The sequence below is a fragment of the Desulfovibrio sp. JC010 genome (genome assembly GCF_010470675.1).
Taxonomy (GTDB): Bacteria; Desulfobacterota; Desulfovibrionia; order Desulfovibrionales; family Desulfovibrionaceae; genus Maridesulfovibrio.
Genome location: NZ_VOIQ01000043.1, coordinates 1 through 673 on the forward strand (window position 1 = coordinate 1; position 673 = coordinate 673).

The following is a 673-nucleotide window of genomic DNA, read 5'->3' on the forward strand; positions in this document are numbered from 1 at the left end:
GGCTATTATCTCCGCCTCAGTTTGATCTTCCGCTTCAGACTGCCATTTTTCACATAATGAATCTATTTCACCCCACAATCCTTCATCCGCCTCCGCATCTTGTTCCGTTAAACTATTGACTTCATGTTGTACATTGTTTAGTTCACGAGAAGGGTCCTCTTCAGGCGGTAGCTCCTGATCTCCTATATGACCTTTATCCTGTGGCTATTATCTCCGCCTCAGTTTGATCTTCCGCTTCAGACTGCCATTTTTCACATAATGAATCTATTTCACCCCACAATCCTTCATCCGCCTCCGCATCTTGTTCCGTTAAACTATTGACTTCATGTTGTACATTGTTTAGTTCACGAGAAGGGTCCTCTTCAGGCGGTAGCTCCTGATCTCCTATATGACCTTTATCCTGTTCTCTTTCCACAAACTTAGAAATGTATTCATGAATTATGGAGCACCTAATAACATTCTTCAAGGCGGAGAAGTTTGGGCCAGATGCCCAATATGCTTGACATGAAAACGTGAGAATGAATTTAGTATTATTGTGATATTCTGAGGCAATTTTATTATAATCTCGAAGATAAGAGAAGAATGCAGTGACCTTTGTATTGACAAATGGAGATTCCATGTATCTAAAAAATACGCCTTTAGGCCTTCTGATACCCTTTCCCCTGCGGTTTAG

General features: G+C 41.2%; 1 protein-coding gene. It reads right to left on the bottom strand.

The genetic code is table 11. The annotated features are described in order from the left end of the window. Positions 1 to 193: 193 nt before the first annotated feature. Positions 194 to 673 (bottom strand): hypothetical protein (locus FMR86_RS20315; RefSeq protein WP_163353289.1); only part of this gene is annotated, 480 nt, incomplete at its 5' end.